We start from the raw sequence: 17,996 nt of genomic DNA on the forward strand, positions 1-17,996 counted from the left end.
TGCCCGATTGAGGTCATGACAGAGGTAGTGGCGTTGCAGCATGATGCACCTGCTTCAATCCAGTAACCGTGTTGCACTCAGCTTCTGCAACCGCCCCCTCTAATGATAAATAATGAGGGTGGGTAATCTCGACAGAACAAGCTTGGCATATATCTTACGGACAAATATTAATTTCGATGGGTCTGTGGGAGGAAGCTTGATGAGCAAAGTTCTTATTGTCGATGACCATCCGGTCATTCGTATGGCAATGCGCGTTCTGCTGGAAAAGGAAGGCCACGTTATCGTCGGGGAGACTGACAACGGCGTGGATGCGCTTTCGCTTGTCAAGGATCTGATCCCCGACCTCGTCGTTCTGGATATCGGTATTCCTCGGCTCGATGGCCTGGAGGTCATCAGCCGGATCTCCGCTTTCGAGCTTCCGCTCAAGGTCCTGGTGCTGACCGGACAGAGCGCCTCGTTGTTCGCCATGCGCTGCATGCAGGCCGGAGCTTCGGGCTTCGTCTGCAAGCAGGGTGGGCTGGCGGAGCTGATCAGTGCGGTCAACGCCGTGGTTGCCGGTTACAACTACTTCCCCAGTACTGCCGTTCGCCAGACCCGCCGCAACAGCGGGCAGATGGATGACCAGGAACTCATTCAGCGTCTTTCCGACCGTGAGATGGCCGTCCTCCAGTACCTGGCCAACGGGTATTCGAACAAGGAAATCTCCGAACAGATGTTCATCAGCAACAAGACGGTCAGCACCTACAAGACCCGACTGCTGCTGAAGCTCAACGCCCATTCCTTGGTCGATCTGATCGAGTTTGCCAAGCGGAACGCGCTGGTCTGAGGTGTGTGATGTACCGCTTCCGCTTGCTCGTCAGTGTGTTGTTATTCCTCTGTTGTGGATGGGGAGTCGCGGAGCAGCACGATTGGACCGCAATGAACCTGCTGGCTCGTTCGACGGACGAGCCGGTCAAGGTGAAATTGAACGATTCAGACTGGCAATGGCTCAGGGACAAGCGCACGCTGCGTCTCGGTGTGACCGCGCCGGACTATGCACCCTTCGACATCATGGCCAGTGGCACGGATCTCGAAGGCATCACGGCAGATTTCGCAGGCGTCATTGCTGACGCGCTCAATGTCCACATCGAAGTGCGCCGTTATGCGAATCGCACCACCGCCCTGAAGGCATTGGAACAGGGCGATATCGACATGCTCAGTCGTTCCACCCGTTACGAGGCAATGCGGCCCGAAGTCACCCTGACTCAACCCTATTTTTCCAATCAGCCTGTGGTTATTGGCCCGGAGGGCGTACGCCTGGAGAGTGCTGCGCAACTGGTGGGAAAGCGCATTGCGGTGGTCAGCGACTATTTCTCCGTGGATGAGCGCGACAAATACCTTTCCGGAACCACCATCCAGAGCTACCAGTCGGTGCGTCGGGCCCTGGAGGCCGTTGCCTTCGGTCAGGCGGACTTCTACGTCGGGGATGCCTTCAGTGCTCAGTATCTGATCAGCCAGGGGTACCTGGCGAACCTCAAGCCGCTGAATTTCGCCGGCTTCGATGGCCTGGGGTTCAGCTTCGCCGTCATCTCCTCCGGGCATGAGCTGCTGGATATTCTCAACCATACCCTGGCTGCCATTCCACGCCAGACCAAGAGCGCAATCCAGCGACGCTGGAGTCCTGGCGGGGCATTCTCGATCGTCAATCAGCGACTCATCCTCACTCCCCGGGAACAGCGCTGGCTTGATCTTCATCCGCGCCCGGTGGTCGTCGTGGATCAGGCTCTGGCTCCCGTCTCATTTTTCGATGCTCAGGGGCAGTTCCGCGGCATTGCCGCGGACGTACTGGACCTCGTCCAGAGCCGCACTGGCCTCGACTTCGAGGTACGTCCTCAGCCCAGCGTCACGGCAATGCTGGAGCAGGTGAAAACGGGCAAAGCAGACATCATCTCAGCGTTGACACCGACGGCTCAGCGTGAAGAGTGGCTCGGCTTCACTCGTCCTTACATGACCGCCTCCTTCGTGGTCGTGGTGTCCGGAAAGAGTGACTGGCTACATTCGCTGGGTGATCTGGATGGGCGTCGAGTAGCGGTTCCAAAGGGCTCTGTCATCGCCGACTTTATGCGTATGCATCATCCTCAGGCCAAACTGGTTGAGGTCGAAAACAACGTCGATGATCTGTCGATGATCAGCGAAGGCAAGGTCGATGCAGGAATTCATCTGCTGTCTTCCGCCAATTACCTGATCTCTCGCTATTACCCGGAGCTGCGTGTGGCACTTGCCCTCGACCGGGAGCCGGGCCAGTTCTCCCTGGCCGTTTCCCAGACGGACCCGGAGCTTCTCGGTATTCTGAACAAGGCGATCCTCGCCATTTCCCCCGAGGATATGAGCAACATCGTTACCCGCTGGTCCGCCAGCATGGAAAAGCCGGACAGCATCTGGCAAGGCTATCGCACGCAATTCATCCAGTTCGCGTGGGCCGCAACACTGTTGCTGCTCCTGCTATTGTTGTGGAACTGGCGCTTGTGGTTGAAGGTCCGGCACCGACAGGACTCCGAGCGCGAGCTCAATTACCGACTCGCATTCAAGCGTGCCCTGATCGATGGTATTCCCCAGCCGGTGGCCGTACGGGACCGCGAAGGACGTCTTGTCACCTGCAATATCGGATTCCTGACCGAGACCGGCATGTCCCACGACACGGTTGGCGGCACCCGAGTTGCCGATTGCTCGTGGCTGGATGCGCGCGACGCAGCCACGCTCCAGCTGATTCATCAGCAGGCTATGGAGCAGGATGGCAAAGTGGCCTCCGATCTGATGCTGCAGATTTGCGGCAATGTTCGTGAAATCCATTACTGGGCGACGCCATACCGTGGGCCCGGTGGGGAGCTCTCCGGCGTGGTGACCGGTTGGATCGATGTGACCGAGCGAGAGCGCCTGCATCACCAACTGGAGGCGGCCAAGGAGCAGGCCGAGGAAGCCAACCGTGCCAAGAGTACCTTCCTGGCGACCATGAGTCATGAGATCCGCACTCCCATGAACGCAGTGATCGGGATGCTGGAGCTGGCGTTGACTCGCGCCGATCAAGGCCACTGGGAACGCGAACCGGTGGAAGTAGCCTATGACTCTGCGCACTCGCTGCTGACGTTGATCGGTGACATTCTCGACGTGGCCAAGATCGAGTCAGGACGGCTGACCCTCCTGCCGGAGCGCGCGCACCTGCGCGAACTGGTGGAGTCCGTGGCCCGGGTGTTCGACGGGCTGGCCCGACAGAAGGCACTGGAACTGCGGCTGGAGATCGAGGCGGACGCCGCCTGTGACGTGCTCATCGATCCGCTGCGGTTCAAGCAGATTCTTTCCAACTTGGTCAGCAATGCCATCAAGTTCACCGATATTGGCCATGTGCGAATCCACGTCTCCGGAGAGAGGGTCGCTGGTGAGCGCCTGTCCCTCGAAGTCAGTGTGAAAGACAGCGGTATTGGGATTTCCGAAGAGGATCAGCGGCAGTTGTTCGAGCCCTTCAGCCAGGTTGCCCGCAGCAGCCACGCAAGTCGTGGCGGCACTGGGTTGGGCCTGACCATCTGCCGCAAGTTAGCGGAAATGATGGGCGGCACGGTGCGTATGGAGAGCCGCCCCGGCGTAGGAACGACGGTCACCGTGCGGCTGTTGCTGCAAACACTCGAGAGCCTGCCCGAAGGAGATGTGCGTCCGGCGCCGGATGTGCCGAGGTCTGTGCATTCGCTCAAGGTGCTGGTGGTCGACGACCACGCTGCCAACAGGATGTTACTGACCCAGCAACTGGAGCACCTGGGGCACCGGGTCGAAGTGGCGTCCGATGGTTCTCTGGCACTTCAGGTATGGCATCCGGGCGATTTTGATTTGGTCATTACCGACTGCAACATGCCGGTTCTCAACGGCTATGGCCTGGCGCGCAGAATTCGCGAACTGGAAGCGGAGATGGAGGCTGAGCCTTGCGTGATCTTCGGTTTCACCGCCAATGCCCAACCGGACGAGGTCGAGAACTGTCGACGCGCCGGGATGGACGATTGCCTGTTCAAGCCCATTGGTCTGGACAATTTGCGGGTACGGCTGGAAACAGTACCGAAGATCACCGCTGCCGATGACCGACCAAGAGACGCCCAGAGCAAGCGAGCCGATGGGGTTGACCTGAAGTCCCTGCGGGAGATGACCGGCGGTGACCCCGGTCTGATTCGCCGCCTGCTGGAGGAGTTGCACAGCAGCAACCGGCTCGATATTGACCAGGTTCGGCCTCTATGGGAAGCGGGTGACTGGAAGCAACTGGCGGACCTCGCCCACCGCATGAAAGGTGCCGCTCGCTTGGTCAACGCGGGTGCGCTTCAGGAGTTGTGCGGTCAGCTTGAAGGCGGCTGCAAGGATGGCCTGAGCAGCAAGGAGGTGCTCAATCGGGCATTGGCGGTGGAGCAGGCGATGGCGCTTTTGCAGGACGAATTGCTGGCGCAACTGCGGACACTCGTCGCCTAGTCGGCGCGACCGCTTCAGCTGGGGCTGGAGCGGCCGGTCATCTCGCGAGCCATCTCTGTGGCGTAGCTGTCCGTCATCCCGGCGATGAAGTCGATGACTCGAAGGAACGCGCGATAGAGCGTCCAGTCCGGTTCCGGTGCATTGTTGCCGAGCAGATCAAGGATGCGTTGGTTCTTGAATGACGGTGTACTCCGGCCGTACTGCTCGAGTGCCGCGCCGCAGAAGGAATTCAGCAGGATTTCAAGGGTGGTGTAGGCGCCGATCTCGTGCAGTGTCTTGCGCTTGTCCTGGAATATCTTTTCTCGCGCCATGGCCTTGGCTCGCTGCACGCAGTGTTTGGCGGGACCATGCATGTGCTCCACCAGGTCGCCTGGTAGGCTGCCGGCGAGCAGAGCAGGTTCCTGTTCGACGAAGGCTCGTGCGGCGGCGTTGGTCAGGTGCTCGATAGCCTTGCCGCGCAGGATGGCTAGCTTGCGCCTGCGTGAATCCTTCGAGCCAAGCTGGCGGTAGGTTTCCGGCAGGTCATCCCCCACCAGGTCGAGTAGCAGCGATTCGACTTCCGCGTAATCGAGCAACTCCATTTCCAGGCCGTCCTCCAGGTCGATCAGTCCATAGCAGATGTCATCGGCAGCCTCCATCAGATAGACCAGCGGGTGCCGCGCCCAGCGTTCGTCCTCCAATTGCGGCATGCCGAGCTTTTGGGTGATCTGCTCCAGCAACGGTAGTTCGCTGCGGTAGCAACCGAACTTGTGCTTCTTGTAGCCGAGGGAGTCGGCATGGCGTGCCGTCCAGGGGTATTTCAGGTAGGTGCCGAGGGTGGCGTAAGTCAGGCGAGTTCCACCGTCGAACTGGTGGTATTCGAGTTGCGTGAGGACGCGGAAGCCCTGGGCGTTGCCTTCGAAGTTCAGGAAGTCGGAGCTCTCCTCTTCGCTCATCCCATCCAGCCAGCCGCGCCCGGCGGCCTGCTGGAACCAGTGGCGGATGGCATCCTCGCCGGAATGGCCGAAGGGCGGGTTACCGATGTCGTGGGCGAGGCATGCGGACTGCACTATGACGCCCATGTCCCCCGGGTCGCACCATTCAGGCAGGCGATCGCGGAGGATTTCACCGACGCGCATGCCCAGCGAGCGGCCGACGCAGGCCACTTCCAGGGAGTGGGTCAGGCGGGTATGGATGTGGTCGTTGCTCGATACCGGGTGCACCTGAGTCTTGCGCCCCAGGCGGCGGAAGGCGCCGGAGAAGATGATGCGGTCGTGGTCCTTGTGGAAGGCGCTGCGGCCGAGTTCGGCGCTGCTGTGCACCGGTTTGCCGAGGCGTTCTCGAGGGAGCAGGGTGTGCCAATCCATTCTTCTTTCCGCAATCGAGAGAGTTACCGGCAACGCTAGCCGTTCGTGCCGGCAATCTCAATCGTGGCGCTAGAGACCTTCGGCGTCGATGTCGATGAGCAGAAGCCGTCGGCCCTGGTCGATGAACTGCCCGGCAGTCATGCAGTATTGGTTGGTGGTGGCGTCGCGGTAGGTGTTGGAGAGTGTCAGGCGGCGTTCTTCCCAGCCTTCGGCGAGCAGTTGGTAGAAGTACGGACGCCAGGACCAGTTGTGCCCCAGGTAGCGGCGGTTTTCCTTCCAGAACAGGCCGTTCCACTCCAGGTTTGGCGAGGTCTGGGTGCCGTGGCGATCGCACTGGTAGATGCGCAGCAGGCGGCTGAAGGACTCCGGCGCTGGTGGCAGGCTGCTGAGCATGGCGCCGCCTTCGGCCCAGGGGCGCAGCATGTTCATCAGCTCGGAGAGTTGTTGCCGCAACTGGATGAGGTTGGCGCGCTCCCGCAGTTTGCGATTCACGTAATGGTCGCGGCGCTGGGCAAAGGCGGCCCGGAAGGCGTCGCTGGCGGGAAACTCCAACGCAGGCTTGGCGAACAGGTAGCCCTGCACATAGCGCGCACCGCACTCCAGGGCGAAGTCCATCTCCTCTTCGGTTTCCACGCCCTCGGCGATGATCCAGCAGCCGGTCTTCTCGGCCATCTGCGCCAGGGCTTTCACTACTTCGCCGCTGGGGCCGCCGCGTGCTGCCTCCTGGAACAGGCGCATGTCCAGCTTGAGGATGTCCGGTTGCAGCGCCAGCACGCGATCCAACTGCGAGTAACCGGCACCGAAGTCGTCGATGGCGATACGCGCACCTGCGTCTCGATAGCGCGCCACCACTTCGGGCAGACGCTGGTGGGCACCGCCCAACTCGGTGATCTCGAAGACCACCCGTTCGGGCGGCACGCCTTGCTGTTGCAGTTGCTTGAGGCTGGGCAGTGGCTGGTTCGGGCGTAGGCGGCTGATCCAGCGCGGCGAAATGTTCAGGCTGAGGAACCAGTCCTTGGGCGCCTCATGGATGCGGGCGAGGGCGGCATCGCGGATTTGCCGGTCGAGGCGGCGCAGTTCGGCGAGGCCGACTCGCGGGTTGAAGAACAGCGGGCCGACCGATTGCAGGTCACCGTTGTCCTGGCGCAAACGCCCCAGCGCCTCGACACCGGCGATCAGGCCGGTCGCGGTGTCGATGAATGGCTGGAAGCAGGCGATGGGTTGCCCGTCGATCAAGGGACACATCCTTAGTGGCGTGACAGGAAAGCGCCGGAGCGCTGCTCCATGTCACTTTGCAAGAATGTGGCCAGTATGGACGTCAGAGGTGCGTCGAGGGCGCGGGAGGGTCCTGATGGTCGGGCTTCCTGCGCATCTGCAGGATGACTGGCGCCAGGGCGATCCCTAGCCGCAGCAGCCGTATCCAGCGACGCTTGCGTCCGAACAGGAGTGCCAGGGCTGCGGCGCCGCCGGCGCCCCACAGCGGGATATTGCCGGCCAGTCCACCACGCAAGCTCTGGCCGACATGGCGAGCCTGTTTCAGGGGTTGCAGCAGCAATTCACTTTCCTGGCGAAGCTGCTGGCGTTGCATTTCCAGGCGCAGGCGGACGATGGCCTTGCGCAGCTCGGCCCGGCTCAGGTTGCGGGCGTCCGGCATTTCACTCATGGCAACAGGCGCTCCCGGTCGCGGGCCAGTTCATCGAGGGTGGCACTGAAGGGCGAGCCTTCATCGGTGACCAACAGGTGCAGACGCCACGCGCAGAGCAGGCTACCGCCGACATAGAAGAGGCACAGGCCGATGGCGGCCTGCAGGCGGTAGCTGTCCCAGAAGACAATCAACACCAGCACCGACAGCGCAACCAGCAGGAGCAAGGCGAAGACCAGTGCGAGGCCGGCCATCAGGAGCATCTGCACGGTACGGGTCTTCTGTTCCTGCAGCTCGATGCCCAACAGCTCGATGTGACCGTGCAGCAGGCCAAGGGCTGCGGCGCCGAAGCGCCGCAGGGAAGGAGAGTTGGCCGAGGACTTCGGCCCGGCGTCCATTCCGTCGCTCATCGGTCAGCGCCGGCTGACCAGCAAGCCGAGGAGGAAGCCGACACCGGCGGCGATACCCACGGCCTGCCAGGGGTGGTCACCGACGTAGTCCTCGGTTGCGTCCACGGCGGCCTTGCCCTGGTCGCGCACGGAGTCCTTGGTGGAGTAGATGGCATCGCGGGCACGCTTGAGGCTCTCGTGGATCTGCGTGCGCATCTGGTCGGCTTCGGCGCCGGCCAGGTCGGCGGAGCTCTGCAGGAGTTTCTCGGTGTCGCTGACGAGGGCTTGGAACTCGGCCAGGAGTTCATCCTTGGCGGCGTTCACTGCGGTCTTGCGAGGCATGTGATGCTCCTTGTGCGGGTTGAGGTTCCTAGTTTTCGAGCCCCGGGGGCGGAGGAAAGTTTCTCATAAATTCACCACGGGGCCGCTCTTGCGTGCGAGATGAAGCCTAGCTGTTGATGACCTGACTGGTGGTATGACGCTTGCATTTCTCTGGTGCGCATGGAGAGCAGAGCGCCCCACGGCGGGGCGTTTCCGGTGTCTTGACCGGCGCGGAAAATAAGCTCAAATCATTGAAAAACATAAGGAAGTACAGGAAATTGCGAAGCTGGTCGGTTGGCCTGTGGGCCAGTCTGGGTCAGCGCTCGGCTCTTCTGCGGTGCATCACTGCTTCAGCGTGGTGCGGCGCAGGGTCGCCGCGAGCCGTTTTGGTGCTTTCCCCTTGACCTCCGGGGCTGCCTGTAGCGATGGAAAACCTCAATAGTGCCGTAGAGACGCTGGTCCACGGCTCCAACACGCTGTTCCTCCTGATGGGCGCGGTCATGGTGCTGGCCATGCACGCGGGCTTCGCTTTCCTGGAAGTTGGCACGGTGCGCCTGAAGAACCAGGTCAATGCGTTGTCGAAAATTCTCTCGGACTTCGCTATCTCGGCCCTGGCCTATTTCTTCGTCGGCTACTGGATCGCCTATGGCGTGACTTTTCTGCAGCCGGCGGCGCAACTGACGAACGAAAACGGCTACGCGCTGGTGAAGTTCTTCTTCCTGCTGACCTTCGCCGCAGCGATTCCCGCGATCATCTCGGGCGGCATCGCCGAGCGGGCAAAGTTCGGCCCGCAACTGATGGCGACCGCGCTGATCGTGGCTTTTGTCTATCCCTTCTTCGAAGGGCTGATCTGGAACGGCAACTTCGGTTTTCAGGACTGGCTCAAGGCCGAGTTCGGCGCGGCTTTCCATGATTTCGCCGGTTCCGTGGTGGTGCACGCCTTTGGCGGCTGGCTAGCGCTGGCGGCGGTGGTCCTGCTGGGGCAGCGCAATGGCCGTTATCGCGAAGGGCGCCTGGTGGCCTTCGCGCCGTCGAACATTCCATTCCTGGCGGCGGGCTCCTGGATTCTCATCGTTGGCTGGTTCGGCTTCAACGTGATGAGCGCTCAGTCGCTGGCTGGCGCCAGCGGCCTGGTGGCGGTGAACTCACTGCTGGCGATGGTCGGCGGCACGGTGGCGTCGCTGCTGGTTGGCCGCAACGATCCGGGCTTCCTGCACAACGGCCCGCTGGCCGGGCTGGTCGCCGTCTGTGCCGGTTCCGACCTGATGCACCCCATCGGTGCCTTGGCCACCGGCATGGTGGCCGGCGCGCTGTTCGTCTGGGCGTTCACCGCGACCCAGGTGCGCTGGAAGATCGACGACGTACTCGGTGTCTGGCCGCTGCATGGCCTGTGCGGCGCCTGGGGCGGGATCGCCTGCGGGATCTTCGGGCATCAGGCGCTTGGCGGCTTGGGCGGTGTGAGTCTTGCCAGCCAGGCGATCGGGACATTGCTGGGAGTCGTCGTGGCCTTCGCCGGTGGTCTGCTGGTGTACGGCCTGGTGAAGTCGGCAGTGGGAATTCGTCTGACGAAGGAAGAGGAGTACTACGGCGCCGACCTGTCGATCCACAAGATCGGGGCGCTCAGCCAGGACTGATCGGTCCATGACGAGACAAAGAAAAAGCCCGGCATCCGCCGGGCTTTTTCGTCATGCCGTGAGGGTTACCAGAGCGGCATGGTGTAGCTGACGATCAGACGGTTCTCGTCATAATCGTTGGTGTAGTTGGTGCGCATGGTCGCGTTACGCCACTTCACGCCCAGATTCTTCAGCGGGCCGTCCTGGAAGACGTAGGCGATGTCGGTGTCGCGTTCCCATTCCTTGCCTTCGCCGTCGGTGGTGATCAGGTCGATGTTGTCGCCCTTCACATAGCGGGTCATGAAGGTCAGACCGGGGATCCCGAGGCCGGCGAAGTTGTAGTCGTAGCGCGCCTGCCAGGATTTCTCGTCCTTGTTGGCGAAGTCGCCGATCTGGATGTAGTTCACCAGGTAGGGGTCGGTACCGTTGATGTAGGCGAAGCCGGTGTCGCCGCTCATCTTCTGGTAGCCCAGGCCGAAGGCGTGGTAGCCCAGGGCATAGGTGAACATGGCGTTGAGCGCCTTGTTGTCGATGTTGCTGCCGCCGTCGTCATTGGACTTGGCCCAGCGGATGTCGGACTTCAGCGACTGCTTGTCGGCGATCGGCAATACGTGGATCAGGCCCAGGTAGTGCTGCTTGTAGATGTCTTCCAGGCCGCCGTAGTGGTAGCTGGTGCTCAGACTGTCGGTCCACTTGTAGGTGAGGCCGCCGAACAGGAACTTGTTGGACGTCAGGCTATCGCCGAGCTTGATGTTGCGCTTGCCGCCGCCGGTGATGGTCATGTCCTCGTAGTCCGAGGAGTCGCGCTGGTTGACCTGGTAGAGGCGGCCGCCGTCGACGGTCAGGCCGTCCAGTTCGGCGGAGTTCAGGGCGAAGCCGCTGAAGGTCTGCGGCAGCAGGCGGGTGTCGTTGAACTGCACCACCGGCATCTTCGGCATCAGGGTGCCGCCCTTGAGCGTGGTCTTGGACGCGCGCAGCTTGGCGGTAACGCCCAGGTCGCCATAGCTGTCCTCTGCGCGCTTGTCGCTGGAGGAGCGTTGCAGCAGGCCGGTGCCGCTGCGGTCAGGCGAGGAGTCGAGTTTCAGGCCCAGGGTGCCCAGGGCATCGACGCCAACGCCGATGGTGCCGTCGGTGTAGCCGGACTCGTACTTGAGGATGAAGCCCTGGGCCCACTCCTCGGCCTTGTTCTGGGCAGGGGCCGGGCTGTCCTGGCGGAAGTCGCGGTTGAAGTAGAAGTTGCGCAGTTCGACGGTGGCCTTGCTGTCCTTGATGAAGTCAGCGTGGGCGAGTGTCGGAAGGATAAAGCTGGTACCCAGCGTGGACAAAGCCACGGCACGGGCGATCGGGGTCTTGCTCATTGTTATTGTCTCCTCGAGCGCTTGGGGCAGTTCGGTGATGCCGGTGGATCGGGCCGGCATGTCGATCTGTTACAGCCTACCTACTAAATCATTACCGAATGTTGACGACCCTTAGACCTTAGTCGCTGATTAGTGAGCTGGCTATTGAAGCGCCGAGGGACAGCTGGCGTAGCTTTCAGTCGATCCAATGGGGGTAGTAGCCGAGTTTGTCCTGCACCTGGGCATCGTGGGCAGGCACGACGGTCAACTTTGGATACGCACGCATCAATTCGTGTACGCGGGCCACTTCGGCCAGGGTCCGCTCGCGGTCGCTGTCCACCAGTTTGCGGCTGACCCAGAACTTCTCGCGGGGACCGGTGAAACCGGACAGGCGCCAGGTGGTATCGCCGCTGAAGAAGAAGCGCCGACCGTCGTCGAGGGTGATGAACAGGCCGACCGCGCCGGGGGTATGGCCGTGCATCGGCACCAGCACCAGGCTGCCGTCGCCGAACAGGTCGAGGCTGCGGTCATAGCTCAGGAAGGGGCCGGATTCGAACTGGAACGGTACCCATTTCAGTGGATGGCGGAACTGGCTGGGGAATACCGCCGGAGGCTGGGCGATGTGGGCGTAGTTGATTTCCTCGTAGGTCGCCCAGACCGGCACGTCCGGGAAGTCGGACAGGCCGGAGGCATGGTCCCAGTGAGCATGGGAGAGAATGATCCGGTCGATGCGGATGCCGCTGCCCTGCAACTGTTCGCGCACCGGCTTCAGCCCGTGGTACTGGAACAGCGGCTTGTCCCACCAGGGCATGTCCTGCTTGAACTGCGCGTCCGCCTGGCTGCCCAGTCCGGTATCGAACAGCAAGGTCGCGGCGTGATGCTGGATCAATACCGCGGTGTGGTTGAGCGGGACCTTCTGCGTCCAGTTGCCGCCGGCCACAGTGAATGCATCGAGGGTGGTTACGCCGGAGGTGCGGATCAGCGAGAAGCGCAGGTCGGCGGCCTGGCTGTTCAGGCAGGCGAGGGCGAACAGCCCGGCCAGCAGTAGGGATGGCAGACGCATCGAGATTTCCTTTTCGTGGAGCGGAGAAGGGCGCCGCCAGGTTCGCGGCGGCGCGCAGATTCAGAGGGCGGGTTGTGCCACGTAGCCGGGCAGGGCGCGCACGCGGGCCAGCCAATCCTGCACATAGGGATAGCCGGATGGCTCGAGCCCGCCTTCCGGCGCCAGGGCGACGTAGGGGTAGACGGCAATGTCGGCGATGCTGGGCCTTTCCGTCTGCGCCAGCCAGCGGTGGTCGGCCAGCGTCGCGTCCAGCAGTTCCAGTGCATGGCGGCCCTTTGCCTGCGCCGTGGCCAGGTCGCCGGGGCGCTTGAACAGCTGGATCACCCGTGCCTGGGCCAGGCCGTGCTGCACCTCGTTGGCCGAGAAGCTCAGCCAGTTGGCGATTCGCCCCTGGGTCATGGCGTCCTGGGGATGCCAGTGCGGCTCGCCGTACTGCCGTGCGAGGTAGGCCAGGATGGCGTGGGAGTCGCCCAGGCGCAGTTCGCCGTCTTCCAGCGCGGGCACCTGGCCGCGCGGATTGATTGCCAGGAAGGCCGGGCGCTTGTGCGCGCCGCCCTGCAGGTCCACCTGCACCAGTTCAACCTTGTGGCCGATGAGCCCGAGGAACAGACGAACCTTGTAGCAGTTACCGGAAAGTGCGACGTCGTGGAGTTTCATGGCGAGAGCCCTGTGCATTGTTGTGGGGACGGCGGAATAGATATTAGACAGACAGGTCTGTATAGTTCAAGCGAAATGACCGTCCATCCACCGGCACTTGCGCGGTCCTCCCTGCAACGCTCCGGCTCCCCATGGGCGCCGAGCCTCGCGCATAATGTCCGGCCAGGAGGTAATGCCATGGCATCCAGCAAACGCGAGCTGCTGCTCACCACCGCTCAGGACCTGTTCTACCGCGAGGGCTACCACGCTACCGGCATCGACCGCATCCTTGCCGAGTCGGGCGTGGCGAAGATGACGCTGTACAAGCACTTCAAGTCCAAGGACGAGCTGATCATGGCGGCGCTGGAAGAGCGCCACGCCCGCATGGTCGAGCGCATGGAGGTGGCCGGACGCATCCTCGCGCCGCGCGAGTCGATCCTGGCGATCTTCGACGGCCTGCAGGAGGTGCTCGACAGCCCGGACTTCTGCGGCTGCGCCTTCATCCACGCCGCGGGCGAATTCCACAACCGCGAACACCCCATCCACCAGCAGGCCGCTGAACACAAGGCCTTTCTCGGCCGCTTCTTCGCCGCCCAGCTGATGCGCCTTGGTGCTGCGGAGCCGGAGGCTCTGGCCCGCCAGCTGCAATACCTGCTCGAGGGCGTGCTGGTGATGGCGCATATGCAGGGCCCGGCGCAGCAAGGGCGAGAAGCCCGCGCCATGGCCGACACCTTGCTCAAGCACGCCGGAGTCTGAACCTATGCCGCCACCCCTGGAGCCTCACATGCCCCCGGAATGCCAACTCTTCGGCACCCTTGGCTGCCATCTCTGCGAAGTGGCCGAAGCCGTGCTGATGCCCTTTGTCGAACACGGACTGTTGGTCGAGTTGGTGGACATCGCCGATCGCGAGGAATGGGTCGAGCAATATGGCTTGAGCATTCCCGTGTTGCGCCGCTGCGACTCCGGCGCCGAGCTGAACTGGCCCTTCGACGCCGAGCAGGTCGCCATTTTCCTCCGCCGCTGATGCCTTTGGCGGCTTTTCCTCTCCTCAATCAACTGATGCGAGGCGCATTGCAATGAAGATCGGATTTCTCGGATTGGGCGGCATGGGTGCTGCCATGGCTGCAAACCTCATCAAGGCCGGCCACCAGGTTGTCGTCTGGAACCGTTCGCCAGCGGCTGCCGAGCCCCTGGTGGCGCTGGGTGCCGTTGCCGCCACCACGCCTGTGCAGGCTTTCGACGTCGAGCTGGTGATTTCCATGCTGGCCGACGACAACTCCACCCGCACCGTGCTGCTGGACAGCGGCGCCCTGGCCTCGGCCAAGGCAGGGCTGGTGCACCTGAGCATGGCCACGCTGTCCACCGCCCTCGTCACCGAGCTGGTGGAGTTGCACCGCGAACAGGGCGTCGAGTTCGTTGCTGCGCCGGTGTTTGGTCGCACCGACGTTGCCGCCGCCGGCAAGCTGAACATCCTGGTCGCCGGACCCGAGACGGCTATCGCCAAGGCGCAGCCGGTCCTTGATGTGCTGGGACAGAAGACCTGGCCGCTGGGCGACGATCCTTTGCGCGCCGTTGCGGTGAAAATCGCCGGCAATTTCATGATTGCCAGCGCCATCGAGGCGATGGGGGAGAGCACTGCGCTGGTGAAAACCTACGGGGTGGCGCCGGGCGAGTTCATGGAGATCATGGGCAACACCCTGTTCAACGCGCCGGTGTATCGCAACTATGGCGCCCTGATCGCCGAGCAGCGCTTCGATCCGGCGGCGTTCCGCCTGGTGCTGGGCCTCAAGGACGTGGGGCTGGCGTTGTCGGCCGGGCAGGAGCAGCGCGTGCCGCTGCCGTTCGCCAGCGTCCTGCGTGACAACCTGCTCGAAGCCATTGCCCACGGCGATGGCGATCTGGACTGGAGCGCGCTATCGCAGGTGGCGCTGCGCAAGTCCGGGCAGCTCTGATTCGTCCATGAAAAAGCCCGTCCGGCTGGACGGGCTTTTTTGTGCCTGATGATTGGTCTGCATGAAAAATCGCAGGCAATAAAAAACCCGCCGTTAGGCGGGTTTTTCGGGATTTGGTCGGAGCGACTGGATTCGAACCAGCGACCTTCTCGTCCCGAACGAGACGCGCTACCAAGCTGCGCTACGCTCCGTTTGATGGCGCGCATTCTACCGAAAAACTTTTGACGCACAAGGGGTTAGCGAAAAATATTTTTCGCCCCCCGGTAAAACGCGAGCGCCCCGCAGACCGGTCAGGGGCTGCGGGGCGTTTTCACCGCCGGGAGAATCAGAGGTCCTTGACGGTCCGTACCTGATCCTTGTTCACGCGGGCGGTTTTGCCATCCAGCTGTTCGAACTCATAGAAGCCGGATTCTTCGTCGTACTTGGGTTTGTCGACCGACTGAATCTCGCGACCATCGTTCAGGGTGATGACCGACGGAGTGGAGCAACCAGCGAGCACTCCGAAGCCCAGGGCGAGCAGGAAGGCGGGAAGCATCCGTTTGTTCATTAGTGAATCTCCTGATGAGCGAACATAAAGGTACGAAAAGTCTGACAGGGTGCTTCTTGGCATAGTTCCCGGAAAATTTTCGAATACGGCGCTATCGTGCGTGATAGAGCAGCTCTGGCGTGTTGAGATTGGCCAGGCGCGGGTCGTTCGCCGGGCAATCCACTGCCTGCAGCCCCAGGTTCGAGAACACAAGGCGCGGGCTGCGGTCGCCCTGGTGCCAGGCCTGTTCTATCGGTTCGCGCATCGCCACCGGAATGATGCTGAACAGCGGCTCCCACTGCGTGCCGCAGCGCAGCATGTGCACGACGTCCGGCGCTTCAGCCGATGCGAGCAGCAGGCGCTCCAGCAGTTCGGTGTCCAGCAGCGGCGCGTCGCAGGGCAGCACCAGCAGGTGTGAGTGGCGTGCAGCGGCGAGACCCGCGCGAATGCCGGCCAGCGGGCCGGGGAAGTCCGGGCTGTCGTCCTGTACCAGGCGGTCGGCGTAGCCCGCGTAGACGTTCGCGTTGCGGTTGCAGGAAATGATCAGGTCGTCGCTGTACGGGCGGGCGAGGGCGGCGGCGTAGCTCACCAGCGGCTTGCCCTGCCAGTCCAGCAGGCCCTTGTCCTGGCCACCCATGCGCTGGCCGCGTCCTCCGGCGAGAATCAGGACGGAACAGCGGGGTAGCGGGGCTTTTGGCATGTCAGGGTCTCCGGGGCGGGCCTGTGATATAACACCGCGCATTCCAACCTCACAAGCAAGGGCCCTCATCATGAGCCACAAGGCCGAGCAGCCATTCGTCCCGCTGAACATCGCCGTTCTTACCGTCAGCGACACCCGTACCCTGGAAACCGACACCTCCGGCCAGCTCTTCGTCGACCGCCTTAAGGCCGCCGGCCACAACCTCGCCGCTCGCGTCCTGCTCAAGGATGACCTCTATCGCATCCGCGCCCAGGTCGCGACCTGGATCGCCGAGGACGAGGTCCAGGTCGTGCTGATCACCGGTGGCACCGGCTTCACCGGCCGCGACAGCACCCCGGAAGCCGTGACTTGCCTGCTGGACAAGGTAGTGGACGGCTTCGGCGAGCTGTTCCGGCAGATTTCCGTGGCCGACATCGGCACCTCCACCGTGCAGTCCCGCGCGCTGGCGGGGCTGTCCAACGGCACCCTGGTCTGCTGCCTGCCGGGTTCCACCAACGCCTGCCGCACTGCCTGGGACGGCATCCTCGGCGAACAGCTGGACGCCAGTCATCGTCCCTGCAACTTCGTGCCGCACCTGAAGAAGGCGGCGCCCTGCGAGAGCCGCGGATGAGCTGCTGCGACAAGCCCGGCCTGCTGCCGGTCGAGGAGGCCCTGGCGCGCTTGTTGGCGCTGGCCGAACAGTCTCCGGTCTCCGAGTGCGAAACCTTGCCGTTGGCCGACACCGATGGCCGCGTGCTGGCCGAGCCGTTGCTGGCCGGCCTGGACCTGCCGCCCTGGCCGAACAGCGCCATGGACGGCTACGCGCTGCGCCTGGCCGACTGGCGGGGCGAAGCGCTGCCGGTAAGCCAGAAGATCTTCGCCGGCCAGGCCGGTGAACCGCTGCAACCGGGCACCTGTGTGCGCATCTTCACCGGCGCGCCTGTGCCGCAAGGCGCCGACTGCGTGGAAATGCAGGAAAACGCCGAGGTGCTGGAGGATGGCCGTGTGCGCTTCCTCGAAGCGATGGAAGCCGGCCAGCACATTCGCCCGCAGGGCCAGGAAACCCGCAAGGGAGACTGCGTGCTGCCCAACGGCACGCGCATCGGCCCCATCGAGATCGGCCTGGCCGCGTCCCTCGGCCACGCTGAATTGAAAGTACGTTGCCGCCCGCGCGTGGCGCTGCTGTCCACCGGCGACGAACTGGTCGAGCCGGGCACGCCGCTGGCGCTCGGGCAGATCTACAACAGCAACCGTCACCTGCTGCGCACCTGGCTGCTGCGCTTGGGTTGCGAGGTAGTGGACGCTGGCATCCTTCCGGACGATCTGGAGCGCACCCGCGCCGCACTGGCGGGGCTGTCGAACGTCGACCTGATCCTCTCCACCGGTGGTGTGTCCGTCGGCGAGGCGGACTTCCTCGGAGCGGCCCTGCGCGAAGCTGGTGATCTGGCGCTGTGGAAGCTGGCGATCAAGCCGGGCAAGCCGCTGACCGTCGGCCACTACCAGGGCGTGCCGGTGATCGGGCTGCCGGGTAACCCCGCATCCACCCTGGTGACTTTCGCCCTGCTGGCGCGGCCCTACCTGATGCGCCGCCTCGGCATGCAGAAGGTCGAGCCGCTGCGCCTGCAGGTCCCGGCCGGCTTCAACCGCACCAAGCCGGGCAACCGTCGTGAGTACTTGCGCGCGCGTTTGGAAAATGGCCGTGCAGTGCCCTACGCCAATCAGAGCTCCGGCGTGCTGCTTAGCGCAGCCTGGGCCGAAGGGCTGGCGGAAGTGCGCGAGGGCACGACGTTGGCCGAAGGCGATTGGCTGAACTTCATTCCCTTCAGTGAGTTGCTGGACTGAGTGCTGGGAGCACCATGAACAACGCCGGTCTCAGACCGGTGCTTTGTTTTTGTAAGTTTTTGATTTTTAAATTTGGGCGGTTGCAGAAGCTGAGTGCAACACGGTTACTGGATTGAAGCAGGTGCATCATGCTGCAACGCCACTACCTCTGTCATGACCTCAATCGGGCAT

Annotated in this window: 18 protein-coding genes and 1 tRNA gene; 8 read left to right on the forward strand and 11 right to left on the reverse strand. The window is 63.0% G+C overall.

The window, feature by feature from the left end; translation table 11 throughout:
- Positions 1–199: 199 nt before the first annotated feature.
- Together A9513_RS12830 and A9513_RS12835 are read left to right on the forward strand one after the other, a co-directional pair.
- On the forward strand, positions 200–826 hold the full coding sequence (locus A9513_RS12830) for a response regulator transcription factor (RefSeq protein ID WP_024765082.1): 627 nt from the start codon (positions 200–202) through the stop codon (positions 824–826).
- A gap of 92 nt (positions 827–918) precedes the next feature.
- Positions 919–4,479, forward strand: a complete 3,561-nt coding sequence (locus A9513_RS12835) for a transporter substrate-binding domain-containing protein (RefSeq protein WP_255302849.1) — start codon at positions 919–921, stop codon at positions 4,477–4,479.
- 14 nt (positions 4,480–4,493) lie between these two features.
- Here the strand turns inward: A9513_RS12835 and A9513_RS12840 are convergent, their stop codons facing one another.
- From A9513_RS12840 to A9513_RS12860, 5 genes are all read right to left on the reverse strand, one after another.
- On the reverse strand, positions 4,494–5,825 hold the full coding sequence (locus tag A9513_RS12840; protein WP_065327404.1) for a deoxyguanosinetriphosphate triphosphohydrolase: 1,332 nt from the start codon (positions 5,823–5,825) through the stop codon (positions 4,494–4,496).
- Positions 5,826–5,894: 69 nt separating this feature from the next.
- A complete protein-coding gene (locus tag A9513_RS12845; protein WP_065327405.1) occupies positions 5,895–7,061 on the reverse strand; it encodes an EAL domain-containing protein in 1,167 nt (388 codons plus the stop codon).
- A gap of 82 nt (positions 7,062–7,143) precedes the next feature.
- The gene (locus A9513_RS12850; RefSeq protein ID WP_065327406.1) at positions 7,144–7,488 is read right to left on the reverse strand and encodes a hypothetical protein; all 345 of its coding nucleotides are present in this window, start codon (positions 7,486–7,488) and stop codon (positions 7,144–7,146) included.
- The gene (locus tag A9513_RS12855; RefSeq protein ID WP_024765074.1) at positions 7,485–7,865 is read right to left on the reverse strand and encodes a phage holin family protein; all 381 of its coding nucleotides are present in this window, start codon (positions 7,863–7,865) and stop codon (positions 7,485–7,487) included. The genes A9513_RS12850 and A9513_RS12855 overlap by 4 nt, the downstream gene beginning before the upstream one ends.
- 15 nt (positions 7,866–7,880) lie before the next feature.
- On the reverse strand, positions 7,881–8,198 hold the full coding sequence (locus A9513_RS12860) for a YqjD family protein (protein ID WP_024765073.1): 318 nt from the start codon (positions 8,196–8,198) through the stop codon (positions 7,881–7,883).
- Between the two features lie 404 nt (positions 8,199–8,602).
- Here A9513_RS12860 and A9513_RS12865 point away from each other — a divergent pair, with 404 nt between their 5' ends.
- Entirely contained in the window at positions 8,603–9,811 is a 1,209-nt protein-coding gene (locus A9513_RS12865; RefSeq protein ID WP_024765072.1) for an ammonium transporter, read from the forward strand.
- Positions 9,812–9,876: 65 nt separating this feature from the next.
- Here A9513_RS12865 and A9513_RS12870 read toward each other — a convergent pair whose 3' ends face one another.
- The 3 genes from A9513_RS12870 to A9513_RS12880 form a co-directional block, all read right to left on the reverse strand.
- Positions 9,877–11,148: an OprD family porin gene (locus A9513_RS12870; RefSeq protein ID WP_024765071.1), complete on the reverse strand. Its 1,272-nt coding sequence runs from the start codon at positions 11,146–11,148 to the stop codon at positions 9,877–9,879.
- A gap of 175 nt (positions 11,149–11,323) precedes the next feature.
- Entirely contained in the window at positions 11,324–12,190 is an 867-nt protein-coding gene (locus A9513_RS12875) for an MBL fold metallo-hydrolase (protein ID WP_083196105.1), read from the reverse strand.
- A 60-nt stretch (positions 12,191–12,250) separates the two neighbouring features.
- A complete protein-coding gene (locus A9513_RS12880) occupies positions 12,251–12,847 on the reverse strand; it encodes a glutathione S-transferase family protein (protein WP_065327407.1) in 597 nt (198 codons plus the stop codon).
- Positions 12,848–13,024: 177 nt separating this feature from the next.
- Here A9513_RS12880 and A9513_RS12885 point away from each other — a divergent pair, with 177 nt between their 5' ends.
- The 3 genes from A9513_RS12885 to A9513_RS12895 are packed head-to-tail and all read left to right on the forward strand — an operon-like array spanning position 13,025 to position 14,778.
- Positions 13,025–13,582 carry a TetR/AcrR family transcriptional regulator gene (locus A9513_RS12885; protein WP_024765068.1) on the forward strand — a complete coding sequence of 186 codons (558 nt, stop codon included), beginning with the start codon at positions 13,025–13,027 and terminating at the stop codon, positions 13,580–13,582.
- A 28-nt stretch (positions 13,583–13,610) separates the two neighbouring features.
- The gene (locus tag A9513_RS12890; protein WP_024765067.1) at positions 13,611–13,850 is read left to right on the forward strand and encodes a glutaredoxin family protein; all 240 of its coding nucleotides are present in this window, start codon (positions 13,611–13,613) and stop codon (positions 13,848–13,850) included.
- A gap of 52 nt (positions 13,851–13,902) precedes the next feature.
- Positions 13,903–14,778, forward strand: coding sequence for an NAD(P)-dependent oxidoreductase (locus A9513_RS12895; protein ID WP_065327408.1), 876 nt, complete (start codon positions 13,903–13,905; stop codon positions 14,776–14,778).
- 114 nt (positions 14,779–14,892) lie between these two features.
- Here A9513_RS12895 and A9513_RS12900 read toward each other — a convergent pair.
- The 3 genes from A9513_RS12900 to mobA all read right to left on the reverse strand — a co-directional run bounded on the left by A9513_RS12900 (position 14,893) and on the right by mobA (position 16,004).
- Positions 14,893–14,969: transfer RNA gene (locus A9513_RS12900), tRNA-Pro, on the reverse strand.
- Between the two features lie 134 nt (positions 14,970–15,103).
- Positions 15,104–15,325 carry a YgdI/YgdR family lipoprotein gene (locus tag A9513_RS12905; protein WP_017519306.1) on the reverse strand — a complete coding sequence of 74 codons (222 nt, stop codon included), beginning with the start codon at positions 15,323–15,325 and terminating at the stop codon, positions 15,104–15,106.
- A gap of 91 nt (positions 15,326–15,416) precedes the next feature.
- Positions 15,417–16,004, reverse strand: coding sequence for a molybdenum cofactor guanylyltransferase MobA (mobA, locus tag A9513_RS12910; protein WP_065327409.1), 588 nt, complete (start codon positions 16,002–16,004; stop codon positions 15,417–15,419).
- Positions 16,005–16,074: 70 nt separating this feature from the next.
- Between mobA and moaB the strand changes: the two genes are divergently transcribed.
- Together moaB and glp are read left to right on the forward strand one after the other, a co-directional pair.
- Positions 16,075–16,614 carry a molybdenum cofactor biosynthesis protein B gene (gene moaB / locus A9513_RS12915; protein ID WP_024767350.1) on the forward strand — a complete coding sequence of 180 codons (540 nt, stop codon included), beginning with the start codon at positions 16,075–16,077 and terminating at the stop codon, positions 16,612–16,614.
- Positions 16,611–17,825, forward strand: coding sequence for a gephyrin-like molybdotransferase Glp (glp, locus tag A9513_RS12920; protein ID WP_065327410.1), 1,215 nt, complete (start codon positions 16,611–16,613; stop codon positions 17,823–17,825). The genes moaB and glp overlap by 4 nt, the downstream gene beginning before the upstream one ends.
- The last annotated feature ends 171 nt before the right edge of the window (positions 17,826–17,996 follow it).

This window comes from Pseudomonas sp. AU12215 (genome assembly GCF_001675465.2).
Taxonomy (GTDB): domain Bacteria; phylum Pseudomonadota; class Gammaproteobacteria; order Pseudomonadales; family Pseudomonadaceae; genus Pseudomonas; species Pseudomonas nitroreducens.

Coding starts and splice junctions, on each gene's coding strand:
- A9513_RS12840 (WP_065327404.1), bottom strand. CDS start 5,825: ATGGATTGGCACACCCTGCTCCCTCGAGAACGCCTCGGCAAACCGGTG.
- A9513_RS12870 (WP_024765071.1), bottom strand. CDS start 11,148: ATGAGCAAGACCCCGATCGCCCGTGCCGTGGCTTTGTCCACGCTGGGT.
- mobA (WP_065327409.1), bottom strand. CDS start 16,004: ATGCCAAAAGCCCCGCTACCCCGCTGTTCCGTCCTGATTCTCGCCGGA.
- moaB (WP_024767350.1), top strand. CDS start 16,075: ATGAGCCACAAGGCCGAGCAGCCATTCGTCCCGCTGAACATCGCCGTT.
- A9513_RS12895 (WP_065327408.1), top strand. CDS start 13,903: ATGAAGATCGGATTTCTCGGATTGGGCGGCATGGGTGCTGCCATGGCT.
- A9513_RS12835 (WP_255302849.1), top strand. CDS start 919: ATGAACCTGCTGGCTCGTTCGACGGACGAGCCGGTCAAGGTGAAATTG.
- glp (WP_065327410.1), top strand. CDS start 16,611: ATGAGCTGCTGCGACAAGCCCGGCCTGCTGCCGGTCGAGGAGGCCCTG.
- A9513_RS12850 (WP_065327406.1), bottom strand. CDS start 7,488: ATGAGTGAAATGCCGGACGCCCGCAACCTGAGCCGGGCCGAGCTGCGC.
- A9513_RS12880 (WP_065327407.1), bottom strand. CDS start 12,847: ATGAAACTCCACGACGTCGCACTTTCCGGTAACTGCTACAAGGTTCGT.
- A9513_RS12855 (WP_024765074.1), bottom strand. CDS start 7,865: ATGGACGCCGGGCCGAAGTCCTCGGCCAACTCTCCTTCCCTGCGGCGC.
- A9513_RS12865 (WP_024765072.1), top strand. CDS start 8,603: ATGGAAAACCTCAATAGTGCCGTAGAGACGCTGGTCCACGGCTCCAAC.
- A9513_RS12860 (WP_024765073.1), bottom strand. CDS start 8,198: ATGCCTCGCAAGACCGCAGTGAACGCCGCCAAGGATGAACTCCTGGCC.
- A9513_RS12885 (WP_024765068.1), top strand. CDS start 13,025: ATGGCATCCAGCAAACGCGAGCTGCTGCTCACCACCGCTCAGGACCTG.
- A9513_RS12905 (WP_017519306.1), bottom strand. CDS start 15,325: ATGAACAAACGGATGCTTCCCGCCTTCCTGCTCGCCCTGGGCTTCGGA.
- A9513_RS12890 (WP_024765067.1), top strand. CDS start 13,611: ATGCCCCCGGAATGCCAACTCTTCGGCACCCTTGGCTGCCATCTCTGC.
- A9513_RS12875 (WP_083196105.1), bottom strand. CDS start 12,190: ATGCGTCTGCCATCCCTACTGCTGGCCGGGCTGTTCGCCCTCGCCTGC.
- A9513_RS12830 (WP_024765082.1), top strand. CDS start 200: ATGAGCAAAGTTCTTATTGTCGATGACCATCCGGTCATTCGTATGGCA.